The organism is Alteriqipengyuania triglochinis (assembly GCF_054655655.1).
This window is the reverse complement of the sequence record NZ_BAAHNC010000002.1, coordinates 228,786-247,886: the sequence shown is the minus strand read 5'-3', so window position 1 is coordinate 247,886 and position 19,101 is coordinate 228,786. Positions and strand designations below refer to the sequence as shown.

General features: G+C 65.2%; 13 protein-coding genes. 9 read left to right on the top strand and 4 right to left on the bottom strand.

Annotated elements, in window-relative coordinates; all coding sequences use genetic code 11:
* Positions 1-146: 146 nt before the first annotated feature.
* The 3 genes from nagE to ACYQ0L_RS06865 form a co-directional block, all read right to left on the bottom strand.
* The gene (gene nagE, locus ACYQ0L_RS06875) at positions 147-1,865 is read right to left on the bottom strand and encodes an N-acetylglucosamine-specific PTS transporter subunit IIBC (protein WP_459788300.1); all 1,719 of its coding nucleotides are present in this window, start codon (positions 1,863-1,865) and stop codon (positions 147-149) included.
* Positions 1,862-4,420 carry a phosphoenolpyruvate--protein phosphotransferase gene (ptsP, locus tag ACYQ0L_RS06870; protein ID WP_459788299.1) on the bottom strand — a complete coding sequence of 853 codons (2,559 nt, stop codon included), beginning with the start codon at positions 4,418-4,420 and terminating at the stop codon, positions 1,862-1,864. Before ptsP ends, nagE begins: the two co-directional genes overlap by 4 nt.
* A gap of 80 nt (positions 4,421-4,500) precedes the next feature.
* Complete coding sequence (locus tag ACYQ0L_RS06865) at positions 4,501-7,179, bottom strand: TonB-dependent receptor (RefSeq protein WP_459788297.1); 2,679 nt, start codon at positions 7,177-7,179, stop codon at positions 4,501-4,503.
* 226 nt (positions 7,180-7,405) lie between these two features.
* Here ACYQ0L_RS06865 and ACYQ0L_RS06860 point away from each other — a divergent pair, with 226 nt between their 5' ends.
* From ACYQ0L_RS06860 to ACYQ0L_RS06845, 4 genes are all read left to right on the top strand, one after another.
* A complete protein-coding gene (locus tag ACYQ0L_RS06860) occupies positions 7,406-8,149 on the top strand; it encodes a GntR family transcriptional regulator (protein ID WP_459788296.1) in 744 nt (247 codons plus the stop codon).
* 64 nt (positions 8,150-8,213) lie between these two features.
* Positions 8,214-9,188: an SIS domain-containing protein gene (locus ACYQ0L_RS06855; protein WP_459788295.1), complete on the top strand. Its 975-nt coding sequence runs from the start codon at positions 8,214-8,216 to the stop codon at positions 9,186-9,188.
* A complete protein-coding gene (gene nagA, locus ACYQ0L_RS06850; protein ID WP_459788294.1) occupies positions 9,185-10,330 on the top strand; it encodes an N-acetylglucosamine-6-phosphate deacetylase in 1,146 nt (381 codons plus the stop codon). Before ACYQ0L_RS06855 ends, nagA begins: the two co-directional genes overlap by 4 nt.
* Positions 10,323-12,908 carry a family 20 glycosylhydrolase gene (locus ACYQ0L_RS06845; RefSeq protein ID WP_459788293.1) on the top strand — a complete coding sequence of 862 codons (2,586 nt, stop codon included), beginning with the start codon at positions 10,323-10,325 and terminating at the stop codon, positions 12,906-12,908. The genes nagA and ACYQ0L_RS06845 overlap by 8 nt, the downstream gene beginning before the upstream one ends.
* 196 nt (positions 12,909-13,104) lie before the next feature.
* Here ACYQ0L_RS06845 and ACYQ0L_RS06840 read toward each other — a convergent pair whose 3' ends face one another.
* On the bottom strand, positions 13,105-14,271 hold the full coding sequence (locus ACYQ0L_RS06840; protein WP_459788292.1) for a nucleotidyltransferase family protein: 1,167 nt from the start codon (positions 14,269-14,271) through the stop codon (positions 13,105-13,107).
* Between the two features lie 195 nt (positions 14,272-14,466).
* Between ACYQ0L_RS06840 and ACYQ0L_RS06835 the strand changes: the two genes are divergently transcribed.
* From ACYQ0L_RS06835 to ACYQ0L_RS06815, 5 genes are read left to right on the top strand one after another with little or no spacing between them, the layout of a single operon-like run.
* On the top strand, positions 14,467-15,414 hold the full coding sequence (locus ACYQ0L_RS06835; protein WP_459788291.1) for a hypothetical protein: 948 nt from the start codon (positions 14,467-14,469) through the stop codon (positions 15,412-15,414).
* Positions 15,411-16,283: a sulfotransferase domain-containing protein gene (locus ACYQ0L_RS06830; RefSeq protein WP_459788290.1), complete on the top strand. Its 873-nt coding sequence runs from the start codon at positions 15,411-15,413 to the stop codon at positions 16,281-16,283. Before ACYQ0L_RS06835 ends, ACYQ0L_RS06830 begins: the two co-directional genes overlap by 4 nt.
* A gap of 20 nt (positions 16,284-16,303) precedes the next feature.
* Positions 16,304-16,585 (top strand): PqqD family peptide modification chaperone, encoded by a 282-nt coding sequence (locus tag ACYQ0L_RS06825; RefSeq protein ID WP_459788289.1) that lies wholly within the window; start codon positions 16,304-16,306, stop codon positions 16,583-16,585.
* Complete coding sequence (locus tag ACYQ0L_RS06820; protein WP_459788288.1) at positions 16,586-17,131, top strand: lasso peptide biosynthesis B2 protein; 546 nt, start codon at positions 16,586-16,588, stop codon at positions 17,129-17,131.
* A complete protein-coding gene (locus ACYQ0L_RS06815) occupies positions 17,131-18,972 on the top strand; it encodes an asparagine synthase-related protein (RefSeq protein ID WP_459788287.1) in 1,842 nt (613 codons plus the stop codon). Before ACYQ0L_RS06820 ends, ACYQ0L_RS06815 begins: the two co-directional genes overlap by 1 nt.
* Positions 18,973-19,101: the final 129 nt, after the last annotated feature.

The window sequence follows — 19,101 nt, the reverse complement described above, 5'->3', positions numbered from 1 at the left end:
GAAGCGCTCACTCTCTTTAAATATGCCTCATTCGAAAGAAGCATATGGAGAAGTGCGCCCGGATCTCCAAGGGCCCTATTGGGGCGAAGTCGTGCCTTATGGCTTGCGGCAGAGCGAAAGCGGACAGGCGATTGGCATCAAGTCCATCACATTCGGTTCTGCCCTGAAGCCCGGTCATCGATCAGCAGGTGCAGAACCCTGTCCCTGACCCAGTGTGTGTGAAGGTAGTGATAGCTGCCGGGCAGGGCTTCGTTTTCGAACTTCGCAGGATCTATCAGGTCGGCGACGACACGTCCGGGCGCCCGCAGCAGTTCGATAACGTTCGCCTTGCCGCCCAGCGCGGCGTAGAACTCCGCCTCTTCGAATGGGAGCCGCGATGCTGCGGCGGTCTCGGAAACCTCCACCGGCTCGCGCCCTTTCGATGTCATGGCTTTCGAGATTCGGCCGGCCAGCAGTTCCGCCGTTGGCCCAATGATGACCTGCATCGTCTCGGGCGTCGGCCGGATGACCCCATGGGCCCCGAGTTTCTTAAGCGCGGGCTCGTCGGCCAGCTCGCTATCCGCGAGGACAAGGCGCAGCCTGGTGGTGCAGGCGCCCAGCTGAAGAACGTTTCCTTCGCCTCCAAGGGCGCGAAGCCAGTCCCGGGCAAGCTCAGTGTCATCCGCCGCAGCGTCCGGGATGGCGTTCGCATCGACCGTCTCCCTGCCCGGGGTCGCGAGGTTCATGCGCCTGATTACGAAGCTAAACGACAAATAATATACGACGAAATAGGCTGCCCCGACGGGCAGCAACAGCAGCGGGTTCTTGGCTATCCCGAAATTGAGGGCATAGTCGATCAACCCTGCCGAAAAACCGAAGCCCAGCTTCACGTCGAGCAGGTCCATGACGACCATCGACAGGCCGGTCAGCACGGCATGGACGAGGTAAAGGACCGGCGCGAGGAAGATGAAGGTGAACTCGATCGGTTCGGTAATACCGGTAAGGGCGGATGTAAGGGCCATGGAAAGATAGAGCCCGCTCACCCCCTTGCGCCTTTCCGGCGGGGCTGCACGATACATGGCGAGGCACGCGGCCGGCATGCCGAACATCATCACGGGGAAGAACCCGGCCATGAAAGCGCCCGCGGTCGGATCCCCGGCGAAGAAGCGGCGCAGGTCGCCCGTCGCGCCATCGTAGTCGCCGATCACGAACCACGCGACATTGTTGAGAATGTGATGGAGCCCGGTGACGATCAGCAGGCGATTGAGCGCGCCATAGACGAACAGGCCGATCTCGCCTGCTCCTACGATGCCGCGGCTGGCAGCGTCGATCGCGCTTTCGACGTAGTGCCAGTATTCGCCGACAAGGAACCCCAGCACCAGCGCGACCCCGCCGGCGGCGATGGGCACAAAGCGGCGCCCGCCGAAAAACGCCAGGAAGTCCGGCAGCTTGATCTCGGCGTAGCGGTTGAAAAGCTGCCCGCCGATGATGCCGCACAAGATACCCAGCGGCACGCCCAGCTTGGCAATCGCCGCCGCGCGGAAATCGGCGATGGCTCTTGCGGTCGCTTCGGTGTCGAGCCCGGCGAGAAGATCGGGCGGCACCTCGATCAGCGCCTGCGCGCTGTTGGTCGCGATAAGGAAGGCGACAAGACCGGCCAGGCCCGCTGCACCGTGATTGTCTCGCGCAAAGCCGATCGCAACGCCGATTGCGAAGATCGACCCCAGATTTGCGAAGATCGCTTCGCCCGCCGCCGAAACGAATGCGATGTCCAGCAGGTCGGGTTGGCCCAGACGCAGGAGCAGACCGGCTACCGGCAACACCGCGATAGGCAGCATCAGCGAACGGCCCAACTCCTGCATGGCGGCGAATATGCGCTCCCTCATTGCCGTACCTCCTCAAGGCCTAACAGCCGGCTGACGGTGGTCCGCACTTGCTGCGGCCCATCGCATTCCAGCGCCGCTCTCGCCGCGTCGCGGCACTGATCAAGGGTCAGCCCGCGCAAATGCTGCTTCAGTTCGGGGATGCGTGCGGCGCTGGCCGATAACTCCGTCACGTCCAAGCCGATCAGGACGGCGGCAGCGAGATGATCGCTGGCGGCTCCGCCACACACGCCCAGCTGAACGTCTTTCGCAGAGCAAGCCTCGCCCGTCATGGCGATCAGGCGCAGGACGGCGGGGTGGAGGGGATCGAGCATCTCGGCGAGGGCGGGGTTTGTCCGGTCGACGGCAAGCGCATATTGCGTGAGATCGTTCGTGCCCACCGACAGAAAGTCGACCCTTCGCGCCAGCGCATCGGCGAGCAAGGCGCTGGCGGGGGTCTCGATCATCGCGCCGAGCAGCACTTGCGCAGTATGCCCCATGTCCTCGCGAACGCGATCGACAATCGCGCGAAGCGTGTCGAACTCTTGGGTAGAGGCGATCATGGGCGCCATAATGTGGGCGGGTTTCGATCCCGCCGCGCGCAGGATGGCGCGCAGTTGGCTTTCGAGCAGTTCGGGAAAGCGCAGCGAGATGCGGATGCCGCGCAGACCCAGCGCGGGATTGTCTTCCGGCTCCAGCTCAAGATAGTCCGCCGGCTTGTCGGCGCCGATATCCAGCGTGCGGATGATGACCGGCCGGTCGCCAAAGGCCTCCATGATCTCGCCATAGATCTGCGCCTGCTCTTCCTCGGATGGAGGTGCGGCGCGGTGCAGGAAGAGGAATTCGGTGCGCAGCAGGCCGGCTCCCTCGGCACCCAGGCGGACCGCCTCGCCCGCGTCCGCGACACTGCCGAGATTGGCGCGGACCTCGATCCGCTCTCCGCTGGCAAGCCGGGTGTCCGCCAGCGTCTGGCGCAGCGCCACATCATGAGCGGCGGCACGGCGATGGATATCATGAGCAAGCTCGCGCTGCTCCGCTTCGGACAGGCCGTGGCGAAGAAGGCCGGTGCCTCCGTCGAGGTGGACCAGGCTGTCGTCGGGCACGTTGCACAGGGGCTTGCCGAAGGCGACTGCCATGGGAATGCCCGCCGACGCGGCCAGGATCGCGAGGTGCGATGTCGGGCCACCGGCAATCGTAGCGATGCCTGCGATGCCCGCTGCCGTCAGCGCCTCGAAATCGGACGGATAGAGGTCGTTCGCAATGACGATCGAACCTGCCGGCGCCATCACCTCCTCCCTCGTGCCCACAAGCACGCGCAGGACCCGCTGGCGCAGATCGGCGAAGTCGTCGGCACGGTCTGCGAGGCGGCTGTCTTCGAGCGAGCGCATCTCCGCCTCCTGCTCGCTCATGACATCCTGCCAGGCCATCGCGGCACTCGCGCCGCCCTCGATCCGGGTCTCTACCGTGTCGAGCAGAACCGGGTCGGCAAGCATTGCGAGATGCGCGGCTGCGATAGCGGCGCCCGGCCCTTCAGCCTCGGCATCGAGGCTGGCGCGCACCTCTGCCATCGCATCGGCGAAGCGATGGTGTTCCACGTCGGCGCCCTGCGAGGTTTCGGTGACTTCCAGCTTCGAGCGATGGAGGTAGAATGCCTTTGCCAGCGCCTGACCCGGCGCGGCGGCGGCCCCGGCGACAGTGCATGGGGGCAGCTCGGCTCCCGGGCGTTGCGCGGTCATGCTGAGCTTGGGGCTGGCGCGATCGGATGAAGGTTCGCTGCCTCCTTCGATAACGTCGCCTGCACCGGATTCGATCAGCGCGACGATCGCGCCCACAGCTGGCGCGGCATTGCTGCCTCCCGCTCGCACGGTCAAATGAGCGCCGTGGCTGGCGCCCAGCTTCATGAGAGACGTCGTGCTGCGTGCGTCGGCGGACTTGGCCCCAAGCACGATTTCGACCGGCCCGTCCCAGCGCGCGGCTTCGGCAGCGATCGCGGCGGCCGGGCGCGCATGGAGGCCGTGCGGCAGGGGCAGGACCACGCTGCGTTCCTCAGACGTGCGCGCGGAGGGATCGGCCCGATCCGCCGCCTTCGATGAAGCGGTAATCCGGAAAAGCAGGTCGCCCGCTTCGCAAGGCCGGGGAAATGCGCCGTGCAGCTCGATTTCGAGCGGCTCCGAATCGAGCAAGATGATCGGGGTGGCCAGGCTCTTCCCGGCGCGGGCCACGGCGGCGAGGTCGACCCGCATCAGCGGGTCCCCCGTCGCTACGATGTCGCCTTCCGACACCAGGATCGCGAAAGGCAAACCGTCCAGCGCGACCGTATCGATCCCGCAGTGAATGAGGATTTGCCGCCCGTCAGCCGTTTCGATCGTGACGGCATGCCGGGCGGTCGCGACCGCGGCGACGACCCCGTCGCAGGGAGATTGGATGGTTTCGCCCAGAAGCTCGATCGCCAGACCCGGGCCGAGCGCGCCGGAGGCGAAGGCGGGGTCGGGCACCTGGTCGAGCGGCACAACCCATCCGGCCGCCGGGGCGCAGATATTGGGCATGTCCGCTCCGGTCGAGGAGGTCGATACTGCCACACATGTCTCCCCAGTGGTGCGCAAGAGCGCAAGGCCCTTGCCCCGCCGATTATCCTATCAGCGGGGCGAGGGAACCAGCATCAATATTCGAACCGGGCGCCGAAGAAGAAATAGCGGCCATTGTCGTAGATGGCGCGGGGGCGGAATTCTTCGCCCGCGAACTGCACGATCTTTTCATTGGTCAGATTGACCGCGTCGAAGGTCAGCGTGGCGAACTCGGTCACCCGCAAATCCAGCGAGGCATCGAGCGAGCCGAAGCTTTTCTGGTTGAGCGAGGTCGCGCGGTCCAGGGTGATGAAGAAGTCGTCGCGCCAGTTATAGGTCACTTGGGCGCTCATGAAGCTGTCCTCGTAGTAGGCGCCGGCCTGGACCGCATGCTTCGAATTGCCGGGCACGGGATCGCCGTTGTCCGTTTTCGCATCCGAATAGCTGTAGTTCGTGTTGATCCCGAAATTGCCATAGATCGGTATCTGCGCAATCAGCTCGACACCCTTCACTTCTGCCGAACCGCCATTGGCGCGGCGATTGATCGAGAACTGGCAATCGTAAAGATCGGGATTGGTCGATCCCGGCGTCGGGACGCAGCGCGATTGATCGGGTGCCGCTGTCTCGACCGCAAAACTTTCGTTGGACACGCGGTCGGTCACGAAATTGGACACGTCCTTGTAATAGAGCGCCACCGCCAGCAGCCCGCGCTCGGGCAGATAATATTCGAACGACAGATCGAACTGGTTGGCGCGGTAGGGTTCCACATCGGCGCTGCCGCCCGATCCCGTCAGCGCGCCCGGGTTCAGCGTCACACGCGGGGCGATGTCGGTGAAGTCTGGGCGGGTCAAAGTACGCGCGGCGGCGGCCCGCAGGATGAAGTTGTCCGTGAGGTCGAACGTCATGTTCAGGCTGGGCAGGAAGTCGGTGTAGCCGCGCTCCTCGGTCACCGGCAGGAAGTCGCCATAGGCGTTGGAAACCTGGCCTTCACCTTCGGCGCCCTGGATGTAGCCGCTCGAAGTCTGATCGGTGTGAATGATCCTGACCCCGGCATTGCCCCGCCAGCCATCACCACCGAATTTGCCCATGACATACCCACCATAGGTCTTCTCGTTGACCGAGAAGATTTCGGAATAGAGCGGAAGACGCTCCGATGCTGCGGGGAAAGCCCCGATCTGATCGCGGATCAGGCTTGGCGTCGGCAGGAAGAAGTCCGTGAGCGAGCCCGGCAGGGCGATATTGTCGGCATAATTGTCCGGCGTCTGATCGCTGCCGAACGATGACGGAGTGCACACGCCGCCGCAGCCGCCATCGCGGAAGGGAACGAAGAAATCACCATAGGTGGTGGCCTGGAAATCGGTCGCGCGATCGTGTTCGGTATATTTGAAGCCTGCCTTGACCGCTTGGAGGACGCCGAGGTTAAGCTCCTGATCGAAGTCGACATAGGCGAAGACTTCGCTGTCGTCGTTGCCGATCGAGTGGTTGGACGCGAATTCGAAGGCTAGATCGTCAGGGTTCGTCGGATCGACGGTGTCAAAGGACACGACCGGGGCCCGGCCTGTTAGGTCGAAGCTGAAGTCGCTGTTGCCGAGAAATTCGACAAAGGGCTGGCGCACCGTGTCGCCTTGCGCATCTGTATAGCCAACCTGCCCGCTGATGGTCAGGCCGCCGTCGGTCGCATAGGACCAGTTGCCCGCGACATAACGGGTTTCGGCAAACGCTTCGCGATCGAAGATGTCGTAGACCTGGCCGAAGCCGCCGGCCCCAGCGATGCCTTCGATGCGGCCCGCGACCACCGTGCCGCCTTCGATCTGCGTGTCGGTCAGCGTCACGCCGTTGGCACCGCCCAAGCCCGAACGGGCCGGCCAGGCGAGATAGTTGTAGTTGGTGTTGTTGGCGTTGAAGCGGGTCCACAGGCCGCTGATGCCGAACTCGAGCTGGTCGGTGGGGCGGAACTGCAGTTCGAGATTGCCGCCGTACCGCTCACGCTCCTGCAGGAACAGGGCGGAGCCGATCAGGGTCGGAACCTGCAGTTCCTGTCCCGACGGGTCGAGCGCACTGTCGTAGCCGAGGATTTCGAAACCGTCGCGGCGGATATTGCGCTTCTGGTAGACCGCTGCGGCGAGCACGCCGAAGGTCCCTGCGGGGTTCGACCAGCTCACCACGCCGGAAACCTGCGGGTCGAAGGAATCTGCCTTCTCGGTATAGGCGCCTTCGACCGAGATCGTCGCGACGAAGGGATCGATGTCCAGCGGCTTGCGCGTCAGTACGTTGATCGTGCCGCCGATGCCCCCTTCTTCGATGTCAGCGGTCGGGCTTTTGAACACCTGCAGTTCGCCCACCACGTCTGAGGGCAGCACTAGGTAGTTGAAGTTGCGCGTGGCAGCCTGCTGATCGAGCACGAACCAGTCTGCGGTGGCGACGGCGTGGCCGTTGACCAGCGTGCGGGTCTGGTTTGGGGCGAGGCCGCGGAGCGAGACGCGCTCGCCCTCGCCGAATTCGCGGTTGGTCACCACGCCCGGCACGCGCTGCAGCGATTCCGCCACGTTCCGGTCGGGGAACTTGCCGATATCCTCGGCCGAGATGGCATCGACGATCGCATCGGCATTACGCTTGGTATTGATCGCATCTTCGAGCGACGCGCGAATGCCGGTCACGACGATCGTTTCACCGACCGCGTCCTCATCCTCCGTAGCATCTTGAGCGTAGGCAGCCTGACCCGAAAGGGCGATTGCCGAGACCGTTGCACCAAGGATCCAAACTGACTTGTTCATCGAAACCTCCCTGTGATCCGCTTGCGTCGTGTTTCACCGATGGGGGCGAAGGCGATGCAATCGAGCGTCGGGATGAAGTTTATGACAAGATTGTTGCCATAAGCAATACCAAACTATAACCAATCCTTGCGGATATGGACGTTATTGATTATTGGTATTATTGCTGGATCGCGACAGGAATGGCCGTCATTTCCGGACATCTACGCAATACAAGGGTTTTGGTCGGGTGCAGACATTGATCGATCTCAAGCACAGGTTTGATACCAGTGAGGCAACGCCGCTCTACCAGCGGTTGAAGAGGGCGATGCGCGAGAGCATCGATTCGCACGATTGGGAGCCCGACGACCCGGTCCCGTCCGAGCGTGATATCGCCGAGCGACTCGAGATTTCCCGCGTCACCGTGCGCAAGGCCATCGACGGGCTGGTCGAAGATGGAATGATGGTGCGCAAGCGCGGCTCGGGAACATTCGTGGCGGGCCGCGTCGAGAAGAGCTTCGCCACGCTGACCTCTTTCACGGAAGATATGGCCGCGCGGGGCCGCAAGGTCCGCAGCGACTGGCTGGTCCGCAAAAAGGGGAGCGTGACGCCGGAGGAATCGCTCAGCCTGTCGCTCAGCCCCGGAACCGCCGTCTATCGCTTCAGCCGTATCCGGTTTGCCGACAATGTCGCGATGGCGCTGGAATATTCGACGATCCCGGCGGAATGCCTCGGGTCGGACGCCGTGGTGGAGGAATCGCTTTATGATGCCCTGCGCGCCCGGCAACAGAACCCGGTCCGTGCCCTCCAGCGGCTGAGGGCGGTTCTTTTCACGGCAGAGCAAGCTGACCTGCTGGACGTGCCGGCATTGAGCGCCGGGCTGCTGATCGAACGCATCGGCTACAATTCGGCTGGAAGCGCGGTCGAATGGACGCGGTCCTATTATCGCGGCGATGCCTATGATTTTGTCGCCGAACTCAATCTCGGGAAGTGAGGGGCTGGCGGTGGTTGCATCGGATACGCGAATGTATCGCGAGGCGGGCGAGGCGCCGGGCTGCGTGGCACGACAGACGAGCGAGGCTGGGGCACCGGTGGCGGCGATCGGCGCAGCCCTGCGCGACCTGTCACCGCGCCTTGTGGCCACGATCGCGCGCGGCAGTTCCGATCACGCCGCAACCTATGCGAAGTATCTGGTAGAGACCGCAACCGGCGCACCTGTAGCATCGTTCGCGCCATCGGTTAGTTCGGTCTACGAAGCGCGCAGCACGATGCGCGGCGCCGCCTGCATCGCGATTTCCCAGTCGGGCAAGAGCCCCGACCTCGTGGCCGCGACCCAGAGCGCGTGCCGGGGCGGGGCGCTGAGCATCGCGCTGGTCAACGACACTGCTTCGCCGCTGGCCGAAGAGGCAAATCTGGTCGCGCCGCTGTGCGCCTTTCCCGAAACCGCGGTGGCCGCGACCAAGTCCTATCTCGCCTCGCTCGCCCTGATTGCCCGCATCGTTGCCTCATGGTCGCAGGATGCGGAGTTGGAAGCGGCGATCGACCGCCTGCCCGAAGCGATGGAGCGCGCGTGGGCGTTGGATTGGAGCGAGGCCGGGCGCGCCGTGATCGGGGCGCGCAGCCTGTTTGTGATCGGCCGCGGTTCCGGGCTCGGCATTGCGCAGGAAGCCGCGCTGAAGTTCAAGGAAACGTGCCGGATCCATGCCGAGGCCTATAGCTCTGCGGAGGTTCTGCATGGCCCGGCCGCGGTCGTGCGGGACGGCTTTCCCGTCCTTGCCTTCGCTCAGGATGACGCTTCGCGCGACAGCGTTGGCGAAACCTGCGCCAAGCTCGCCGAGATGGGCGCGCGCGTCTTTCTTGCCGGTGCCCAAGCGCCTGGCTGCACCTTCCTGCCTTCGCTTGACGAGGATGCCCGCCTTCAACCGATATTGCTAGCACAGGCGTTCTACCGACTGGCCAATGCCTGCGCCGTGGAACTGGGCGAAAACCCCGATGCTCCGCCGCATCTGATGAAAGTGACCGAGACCACATGAGCGCAATCCTCTTCGTCGGCGGCCAGGTGCTGCTGGACGGTGCTCTTGAAAGCGGAAAGGCTCTGGCCGTCGACAATGGCCGGATCGTCGCCATTCGCGATGCGGGTGAAGCTGCAGGAGCGGCCGAAGTCGTCGATCTGGACGGCGGAATCGTACTGCCCGGCTTTATCGACGTGCAGGTCAACGGCGGCGGCGGGCGCCTGTTCAATGCCGATCCCACCGTGGAAACGATCCGCCTGATTGCGGAGACCCACGCGCGTTTCGGGACCACGACACTGCTCCCGACGCTCATCAGCGACGGGCTGGACAAGATCGAGGCCGCCATAAAGGCGGTCGATGCCGCAATCGAAGCGGGCGTGCCCGGCATCGCGGGCATCCATCTCGAAGGCCCGTTCCTCAGCACCGATCGCAAGGGCGTGCACGACGAAACCAAGTTCCGCGAATTCGAGGAACGGCATATCGAACTGATGTCGAGCCTGGAGTACGGGCGCACGCTGGTGACGTTGTCGCCAGAGCGGGCGGCACCCAAGGCCATTGCCGGATTGAGGGCACGCGGTGCGATCATCAGCGCGGGCCATACGAATGCCAGTTACGAGCAGATGCGCGCCGCTCTGGAGGCTGGCGTTACCGGCTTCACCCACCTGTTCAACGCGATGTCGCCGCTCAACAGCCGCGAGCCCGGGGTGGTCGGTGCCGCACTGGAAGATCGCGAAAGCTGGTGCGGTCTGATCGTGGACGGGCACCACGTCTCGCCGGTCACGATGAAGCTGGCCATGCGTTGCAAGCCGGTCGACAAGTTCATGCTCGTCACCGATGCCATGCCCTCGGTCGGGATGGAGGACGGCAGTTTCATGCTCCAGGGGCGCCGGATCCATGTGGAAGACGGCATCTGCATCACCGATGATGGAACCCTCGCCGGGTCCGATCTCGACATGGCCCGGGCCTTGCGTAACGCGATGGCGATGCTCGAGGTCGATATCGGGCAGGCCAGCGCGATGGCGTCAGGAAACCCGGCAGCCTTCATCGGAATAGCCGATAACCGGGGCACGATCCGCGAAGGGGCGAGGGCGGACCTGGTCGTGCTGGACGAGAAAATGCATGTCAGATCGACCTGGATCGGCGGGGCGAAGGTCCATGGTTAGGCTCGCCCTCGCAGCGCTGCTCGCAATCGGCCTGGGTGGGTGCACCACCACGGCGACGGAGGCCGAACGATCGAGTGCCGACACCATCGGATCAGCCTTGCAGATCACCTACCGCGTTCTGGCCAATCGCGAGGAGGGCGGCTGCACCGTACCCGGCTCTTCCGAAAAGACCGCAGACGCGTGCTACGAGGCCGAGCTTTCTATCCTCAGCGATCGCCCGCTCGACCTGACAGGCAGCACAATCTTCTTCAGCCAGGTCGATCCGGTCGCGCAGGTTGGCGGCGGCGGATCGGTTCGCCTCGCGCATGTAAACGGAGACCTGCACGAGATTATCCTTTCCGGCCCTGCTGCGGCGGTTGGCCCCGGGGCGCCGGTCACTCTCCCTTTCGTCGTCCACGGCACGCTACTGACACGCGCCAAGATCATGCCGAATTACTACGTGGTCGATGCGAGGGGCCGGGCCGCGCTGATCGAATCGACGAAGGAAGTGCCGGCCGAGGCAATGGGCCGCCAAGACCTGCCGTTTCTGACCCTTCTGCCGCCCGACCTGAAGCGCGCGCCCGAAGACGAGACCCCGATCGAAATGCCAGATGTCACCTACCGGCAGAACATGGCGACACAGTTCGTGGCGGAAGCGGTCGATAGCGGGATAATCCCCACTCCGCTGCGCATGGAGAGCAGTGGCAGCGATCGTGTCGATCTCTCGCGCGGCATCGCCCCGGTCCTGTCGGGCGTTGCCCAAGCAGAAGTGGCGGCCGCGATGGAACGGCTTTCGGATTTGGGGCTCGCCCGGTCGGAGGAAGGCGTCCCCGTGCTGGTGACGGTCGATCCGTCGCTGCGGATCCGGGCCGAGGGTTACGAGCTGACGACTGCTCTCGACGCGGTGACGATCCGCGCGAGCGATCCGGCGGGGGCTTTCTACGGACTGCAGAGCCTGGCGGCTCTGATCACACCCGGCGAAAAAAGCATACCCTCACTGCATATCCAAGACGCCCCGCGTTTTGCATTCAGGGGGCAGCACCTCGACATTGCGCGCAATTTCCAGGGGCCAGCGACGATCCGCGCCCTGATCGACCAGATGGCGGCGTACAAGCTCAACAAGCTGCATCTCCATCTTGCCGACGACGAGGGATGGCGGCTCGAGATCGCGGGTTTGCCCGAACTGACCGCCGTGGGATCGCGCCGCTGCCACGACCCTGGCGAAACCCGTTGCCTGTTACCGCAGCTTGGAAGCGGGCCCGACGAGAGCACTTCCGGCAGTGGGTTCCTGACGACAGAGGACTATGTGGACCTGGTGCGCTACGCTGCGGCGCGGCACGTGGAGATCATCCCCGCGATCGACATGCCCGGCCACGCGCGCGCTGCGGTCAAGGCGATGGAGGCACGCTATGGGCGCTTGAAGGCGGATGGGGCGAGCGAGGAGGTCGCTTCGGAATATCTGCTCAGCGATCCGGACGATCGCACGCTCTATGACAGTATCCAGCACTATTCGGACAACACGATCAATGTGTGCCGCCCTTCGGCCTATAAGTTCGTCGCCCACGTTCTGAATCGCGTCGCCGAAATGCACGCCGTGGCGGGGCAGTCGCTCAGGCGGTTGCATATCGGCGCGGACGAGACGGCGGGCGCATGGGCCGACTCCCCGATATGTGCAGCGTTTCTAGCCCAAACGGATACCCCTTCCTCTCCGCAGGATCTGGCGGGTTACTTCGTGGTGCGCGTGGCAAACATGGTCGGCGAGCGGGGGATGATACCGGGCGCCTGGAGCGATGGGCTCTCCCACGCCGACCCGGCGCAGTTGCCTTCCACTCTTCAATCGAACATCTGGGACACCCTGGCCTGGGGAGCGGCCAAGACGGCGAAGGATCACGCAGATCGCGGCTGGGACGTCGTGCTCTCGATACCCGATGCCCTGTATTTCGACATGCCCTATGCCGCGCATCCGGAGGAGGGCGGTTATTATTGGGCGATCCGCAGTGCACCCACGCGCAAGCTCTTCTCCATGATGCCGGAGAACCTTCCGGCCACGGCAAGCTATTGGCGCGACCGCGACGGGCAAGCCATAGAGCAACCCATGCTCGAGCGCCCGCGCCATCGTTTTGCAGGCATTCAGGGGCAGATCTGGTCCGAAACGATCCGGGACAGGGAAACACTGGGATATCAGCTCTTCCCCCGAATGCTGGCGCTGGCCGAGAAGGCCTGGCACCGCGCGGACTGGGAGCTGGAGGATGGCGTGGGCAAGGCGGACGATCCCGATCTGGCCGCCGCGATGCAAGCCGACTGGAACCGCTTCGCCTCGATCCTGGCTGCCAAAGAGCTGGGCAAGCTCACGAAAGCCGGATGGTCCTACAGATTGCCGCCGCCGGGCGTGTTCAAGGATGGCGATCTCCTCAGGTTCAATGCAGGTTTGCCAAGTCTCCAGATCCAATGTGACATGGGATCGGCTGGGGGATCAGGTTGGCAGCCGGCTGCGCAGTGCGGCTCGGCAAAAGGCGAGCGTGTGCGATTCCGGGTGGTTGGCCCTGAGAGGACTCGCTCGAGCCGGATCGTAACGGTCTCTGGAATGGATCGCCCATGAAAATGACAGCTGCGGAGCCATGCGCGCGAACAGCTGGCTGGCGACGTGCGTGTAGGCGCTCGGGGATCACTCGGGTCATCCATCAATAAGACTTCGGCGACTGCGGAACCTACGGCCCCAGGCGAAATATTCTGACACTAGAGCCGGGGGAGGCCGGCTTTTGTCGACATCCACGCTTTGGACTGTCGCCTTCCACTCAATCAGCCCTCCCCGACCGCAGCCACGCAGCAAGCGTGTTGTCGGCCGTCGCCTCGTCGCGGCGGCGTGGGGCGGTCCGCGCCTGGAGGTAGCCGCGCCCTTTTTCGCCGAGCCAGCCGGGATAGGCTTTCCAGCGGCGGATATCGTCGGGCCCGGTGCCCGCACGCAGCGCGAGCGTGCGGGGATGGGGCATCAATGCGCGTCTGGCGGCAGTGGCGATGCCCGGGCCGCGCGCGACCGCGGCACGGTAGCGGCGTTGCTCTCGGCTCACCATGTCCTGCGTCGCCAGCACGGAAGCGTGTTCGAGCAGCGCCGGATCGGGGCGATGGGTGCGCAGCAGGTCCAGGTCCGGCATCGCGGCCTTCGCATGGCGTTCGACCAAGGCGAGGACCAGCGCTGCCGAACGCTCCAGACCCAACCGGCAGCACCACTCTTCGAACGCGCGCCAGTCGGGCGGCAGACGCTCGATCAGCCGCGCCATGTCGGCGAGGAAGAGCGGCCCATTGTCGAAGAGATGGTGCAGCGTACCGTGCGCGATCACGCTCAGCATCAGCGGTAGCGGGGCCGATCCGGGAATGGTCCTGTCGCCCACCGCCATCGGCTGCGAGGTCGCCATCAGCAGGTCGGCCAGCGTCCGTGCGCCGTCCCATTCCTGCGGAGCCAGGGTATGATGCACCTCGATCGCGAAGCCGCCGCCCGGTGCCTTGAGCGGCGCGAGATGGTGGCGGTCCGTCAACCCGTCTTCTCGCGCCCAGGCGACGGGGGTGCAGCCGATCCCTTCCAGCAGCGCCTGCGCTTCCAGCGCCCGGTCCGGGAGCATCAGCAGGTCGAGGTCGCGCCGCGGGCGCAGGGCCGGTTCGTCATAGACCATCTGGGCCAGCGTCCCGCCCTTCAGGACGACGCAGTCGATCCCGTTGTCTTCGAGCAGCACTGCGATCCGCTGGAGCAGCGCCTGCTGCCGCAGATGGAGGAAACCCCAGCGCCGCCGGTTGGCCCGCCAATCCTCGATCAGCGGCGCGGGCACGGGCCATGCATGCGCCAGCGCGTGATGCGCCAGGAGCGGGCGCAGGCGATGGTCCACCGCGCAGGCTGCGATCCAGCCCCAGTCGGCGTCTTCCAGGCTGCCCAGCCGCTCCGCCGCCACGCTCTCCGGCGAGAGCAGCATGGCCAGAAGGAGATCGCTTCGCTCGATGATGTCGATTCCCCCCTACTGGCCCGCAGATTGCCGATGGCCGCCAGCCACCGGACTATCCCTTTTGGCAAGCCGCGCAAGATTTCGCCGCGCTTGCGGCAAGGTTTTTAGTACCGGCCGGGTAGCGCCATATTGCCGTCCTGCCGATTTTTCCGCAAGGCAGCGTCCATGTCAGCGCCGCGTCATTTCTATCGCCAGTTCGACCTGGCCTTCGTCAGCGATCTCGCGTTGCCCGAGATGTCGGGCGGCGGCGAACCGACCAGCGAAGAGGCCGCCGACATTGTGATAGAACGCGGGCCGGTGCCCGCCGACGGCGCGCAGATCGGGCCGCAGATCGGCCCCTACAGCCATGCGGTCGCGCAGCGCCTGTGGCTCCACATCCCGGGTGTCGCTCGGTTCCTGATCGAGAACGGCAACCGGGTCGTCTATCATCCCGAGCCGGGCATCGACGAGGACAGCATCCGCGTGTTCCTGCTCGGCTCGTGCGTGGGCACGCTGCTGCTGCAGCGCGGGCAACTGGTGCTCCACGGCAATGCCTTCGCCATGGGGGACGGCTGCGTGGTGTGCGTCGGGCCTTCGGGGGCTGGCAAGTCGACGCTGGCGGCACGGATGATGCAGCGCGGCCACGCGATCATCGCCGACGACGTGTGCCCAGTCGATCCTGAGGGGCATGCGGTGCCGGGCATGGCGCGCATGAAGCTGTGGCAGGACACCGCCGAAAGGCTGGGTATCGACACGACGCCGCTGCGCCGCATCCGCCCCGAGCTCGAGAAGTTCGATCTTCCGGTCGCCCTTCCAGCGCGCGCGGGCCGCCTGCCGATCCGGGCGATCTACATCCTCTCGCCCTGGAACCGCGAGGGGGCTTTCGCAGTGGAAGACCTGAGCGGCCTCGCCAAGTTCCAGGCCCTGCGCGACAACACCTATCGCTTCCGCTTCGTGAAAGGCATGCTGCAGGCGGCGGACCATATGAAGCAATGCGGCACCCTGGCCGAGCGTGTGCCCGTCGCGCAACTGCACCGGCCGCGGCAGGGCTTCGATATCGACGGGCTGGTCGGTTGCATCCAGGAAGACTTTGAACGGCGGGGCGACGAGGCGGAGCGAAAGGCCGCTTCGTGACCGGGCAATTGTACTGGCTGGCGTCCTACCCCAAGTCCGGCAACACCTGGTTCCGCGCGTTCCTGCGCAATCTAGAATCCGGGGGGGCAAGGCCCGCCTCGATCAACGATCTCGGGCCAACCTCGCTCGCTGCCGGCCGCGCCTCGATCGATGATCTGCTGGGCTTCGATACAGCGGACCTGGTCTCCGCCGAAACCGAAAACCTGCGCCCGGCGCTCGACCGGTTCATGAGTTCGCGGCTCGAGCGCCCGGTCTATCGCAAGATTCACGATGCCTGCCACCGGACGGCCGCAGGCGACTGGCTGATCGATCCGGAGGCGAGCGCGGCGGCGCTTTATCTGATCCGCAATCCGCTCGATGTGGCGATCTCCTATGCGCACCATGCCGCGGAATCGATCGACGAGGCGATCGCTTCGATGGCCGATCCCGATCATCGATTGGCGCGCGCCAGCATGGGTGGCGGGGCCAAGCCGCAGGTCGAACAGCGCCTGCTCACGTGGTCGGATCATGTGACCAGCTGGGTCGATCAGGAGCGCATTCGCGTGATGGTCTTGCGGTATGAGGACATGCAGACGCGGGGGGCGGACGCCTTTGTCGAGGCGGCCGATTTCCTGGGCCTTGCTGCCGGGCGCGATGCGATCGAGCGGGCGGTGGCCTTCTCGTCCTTCGCGACGCTGCGCAAGCAGGAGGAAAGCGAACCGTTCCGCGAGCGGGCGCAGGGCAGCGCGAGTTTCTTTCGCAAGGGCGCGATCGGCGATTGGCAAACCCAATTGAGCTGTGCACAGATCGACCGGATCGTGGCGGCGCACGGGCGCGTGATGCAGCGCTTCGGCTATTGCGATGCGGCCGGCACGCCGCGAGTGATGTGACGGAAACGAGGGACGAGAGGGTGATTAGCGCGGATACGGTATTGCGGCGCCAGCCCGAGCTGGTGGCGATCAATATGGACGGCGAAACCGTCATGCTCGACGAGGACAGCGGTCACTATTTCGCCCTGTCGGGCGTGGGGCCGCATCTGTGGGACGCACTGGAACACGCAGTGCGCGCGGACGCACTGGTCGCCGGCGTGCGCGAGCGGTTCGACGCCGCGCCGCACGAGGATGTCGAACGCGACGTGATGGAGTTTCTCAATCGCCTCCTCGACAAGGGGTTGGTCACGGTCGCCGAATAGATGGACTGGGCGGCGACCTTTCGGCGCAAATGGCGCTCGTTCGCGGCCTATCCCTTGCGGACCCAGCTGCTGGTTCCGGCGGCGATCGTGCTGCTCGCGCTGGCAAGGCTTGCCATCCTGACGCTGCCGTTCCGGACCTACGCACCCCTGCTCGGGCAGCGCGAGGCCGCGGGGGACGACTGGCGGATGTCTGCGGTGCGCAACGATGATCGCAACGAGAAACGGATTGAGGCCATTCGCGCGGCGATCAGGGCCAGCGCGCGGGTTGTCCCGTGGAATGCGGTCTGCCTGCCGCAGGCGCTGGTCGCGGCGGCGCTGCTGCGCGTATCGGGTATCGGATATGCGGTGCATCTCGGCGTGGCTCGCGGCCCTGCCGAAGGGAGCACGAGCACGAGCGGAAGCGGAAATCCGGAGCCGGGTTCGCGTGCGCTGAACGCCCATGCCTGGTGCGTGGCAGATGGCTGCGTGGTGACCGGGCCCGGCGCGCTCGACCGCTTCGCCCGGGTCGCGCGCTTCGTCTACGATCCCGGTCGGCGCGCGCGCTGATGTTCGCCGGTGTGATTGCGCGGCGCGGCGGCGATCCGCGCGACCGAGCGACCGGGACGCAGCTGCTCGCGGCGATCGACCCCTTCGAACGGGCGGATCGCCGGGGGGAATGGCAGGCGGATGGCGCGCTGCTGGTGCAGGCTTCGATCTGGAACACGCCCGAATCGCAAGGCGCACCCGTTCCCGCGATCTGCGGCGAGACCGGCCGCGTCCTGGTCGGCTGGATCCGGCTCGACAATCGGGCCGAGCTTCTTGCCCTGTTAGGGCGCGAGAACGGTCCGCCGCTGGACGATGCGGCGCTGGTTCTTGCCGCCCACCGCGGATGGGGCGAGGCATGCGCCGGGCAGCTGGAGGGCGATTTCGCCTTCGCCATCTACGATCCCGCGCGAGACAGCGTGTTCTGCGCCCGCGATGCGCTCGGCATAAAGCCGTTCTTCTATCACCTGTCGCGCGATCTCTTCGTCTTCGCGTCGAGCGCGGCGGTGTTCCCGATCCTGCGCGGGTTCGACGCCGCCCCCTCGCGCGAATGGCTGGCAAGATTCCTGATCGGTGAATCGGCCGACCCGGTCAAATGCGCCTATGCAAACGCCCTCAAGCTGGCCCCCGCCCACGCTTTGACGGTCGAGCGTGAAGGGCTGGCAGAGCCCCGCCGCTATTTCGCCTTCGCCGACACCGCCCCGCGCGCCGACCGGCGCGACGAAACGCACGTCGCCGCCTATCGCGAAGCCTTCCACCATGCGGTGGAAACACGGCTGCGCAGCGCTTTTCCGCTGGCGGTGGAGAATTCCGGCGGGATCGACAGTTCCACGATCATCGGACACGCCGTCTCGGTCCTGCCCGGCGAAGGCCACGACCTCACCGCTTTCAGCCTGTGCCACATGGAGCGCGAGGCGGCGCCGATCCTCGACGTGGCGATGCATTGCGGGATCCGGGATAGCTATGTCCTGACACGGCCGGACTACTATCCTTCGCCCGACGCTCAGGCGCGCGCGATCACGGTCATGGGCTATCCGCCCGAGCATAGCCATGCGCTGTTTCACACGCCCTTTCTGGAGCGTTGCGCCGAGGCCGGCATCCGGACGATGCTGTCCGGTTTCGGCGGGGACGAGATCGTGACCGCGCATGCAGAATTCCTCGCGCGCGAATTGCTGCTCGACCGGCGCTTCGGTGCGCTGGTGGATGTGATGCCGGGCGCGCTTCCGATGCGCCTTGCACGCGCCGGAAAGCGTCTTCTCGACGGCGCACAGGACCCCGGCGTTACAGCTGGTCTTTCCCCCCGGGTCGCCCGCACGCTCCTGAAGCGCGAAGTGGTCGAGGAATTGGGCCTCGCAGGTTTCCAGCAGGGCAAGGCGGACGCCTTTGCCAATGCCCGTACGCTTGGCGAGCATCTGCTTGCCAAGCCGGCGTTTGCCCAGATGAGGACCGGCCGGCTCGAAGGGTGTACGCTGATGGCGGCCAGTTACGGCGTCGACTACCGCTGGCCGATGCTCGACCGGCGGCTGATCGAACGCTACCTCGCGATTCCTTCGATCGAGAAGCGCTATCGCCGGTGGGGACGGTATCTCCACCGGCGGGCCTGCGATGGAACCGTTCCGGATGCGGTTTTATGGAAGGAAACGAAAGATCTGGGGGCTATCCCTCATCTGGCCCGCGACTGGACATTCGAGCCGCTGGCCCATGCGGATCTGCCCGATCGTGTCCGGGACATCGTCGATCCCGATGCGCTGATCCGGCAGGAGAAAGACCTGGCGGCCGCAGCGAGCGATCCGGAATCATGGAACGCCTCACGCCCCCAGCGGAACAACTTGCGCGATCTGACGACCTTGGCTGCGTGGCTGTAAGGTCTTGTGTCTGTTAGAAAAAGCTGCGGTCGGTGATCTCGGCACCCGATCCGGAGCTGGTTCAGCGTCTGCCGGAAACGGCGCCCGGGCTCTCACAGAGGTGGACGAGGGCTTTGAAGCAAGTGCGAT